The following is a 1,177-nucleotide window of genomic DNA, read 5'->3' as shown; positions in this document are numbered from 1 at the left end:
GTGGCAGCGACGGAGCAGCGGAGTGGGAGGTAAAAGGTGGAAGTGGTGACAAATACGTGACCCCGAGTACGAACAACAAAACTCTTGACAGCAATGCCAAGATGGAAAAATTCGAAGAGCATGATGCTGACGGTGTCGGCATGTCCATCTCTGCCATGAGTGTAGTATTCTGCGGATTGATTCTTCTCTTTATTGCCTTCAAGATTGTAGGAAAAGTAGCTGTAAATTTGAGCAAGCGCAATGCTATGAAATCTAAAGGCATTGACAAGCATGAAGCTAAGGAACTGTCACAGGCTCCGGGCGAAGTTTACGCTGCGATTTCTATGGCATTGCACGAAATGCAGGATGAAGTGCACGACGTAGAAGAAACGGTACTGACCATCACTCGCGTAAAACGCAGTTACTCACCATGGAGTTCGAAGATTTACACTTTGCGTGAAACTCCTCCCAGAAAGTAAGTCACCTTTTAAAAAGTTAAAACGATGAAAGAATATAAATATAAAATCAACGGTAACTCATATAAAGTAACCATCGGAGATATTGAAGATAATATCGCTCATGTAGAAGTGAACGGTACACACTATAAAGTGGAAATGGAGAAACAGCCGAAGCCTGCTGCCAAACCTGTAACAGTACGTCCTATGCCTAATGCTCCTACTGCTCCTACTCAGGTAGTGAAACCGACTGCTCCGTCTACCGGAAAATCAGGAGTGAAATCTCCGCTGCCGGGTGTTATCCTCGACATCAAAGTGAATGTAGGCGATACTGTAAAGAAAGGACAGACCATTATCATATTGGAAGCCATGAAGATGGAAAACAATATCAATGCGGATAAGGACGGTAAGATTACTGCCATCAACGTCAACAAGGGAGACTCTGTTCTTGAAGGTAATGACCTCGTAATTATTGAATAATATGGGAGATTTTATAAACTTTTTAGGAAATAACCTCGCCGACTTCTGGACATACACGGGCTTTGCAAATGCTACTGTAGGGCATGTCGTTATGATTCTTGTGGGTTTGGGGTTCATCTATTTGGCGGTAGCCAAAGAGTTCGAACCGATGCTGCTGATTCCTATCGGCTTCGGTATGCTGATCGGTAATATACCTTTTAATATGGATGCCGGACTGAAAGTCGGTATTTATGAAGAAGGTTCCGTATTGAATATATTGTATC

General features: G+C 43.2%; 3 protein-coding genes. All 3 read left to right on the top strand.

Annotation, left to right across the window (positions count from 1 at the left end; translation table 11 throughout):
* A partial coding sequence (locus AB5935_RS27170) for an OadG family protein (RefSeq protein ID WP_368327997.1) occupies positions 1–458 on the top strand: 458 nt, incomplete at its 5' end.
* Positions 459–482: 24 nt separating this feature from the next.
* Entirely contained in the window at positions 483–914 is a 432-nt protein-coding gene (locus AB5935_RS27165) for an acetyl-CoA carboxylase biotin carboxyl carrier protein (RefSeq protein WP_004304406.1), read from the top strand.
* A gap of 1 nt (position 915) precedes the next feature.
* A partial coding sequence (locus AB5935_RS27160) for a sodium ion-translocating decarboxylase subunit beta (protein WP_368327996.1) occupies positions 916–1,177 on the top strand: 262 nt, incomplete at its 3' end.

It is taken from the genome of Phocaeicola sp. RTP21198st1_B8_RTP21198_201120 (assembly GCF_040929485.1).
GTDB lineage: Bacteria > Bacteroidota > Bacteroidia > Bacteroidales > Bacteroidaceae > Phocaeicola > Phocaeicola dorei.
This window is presented reverse-complemented; position numbering and strand designations above follow the sequence as displayed.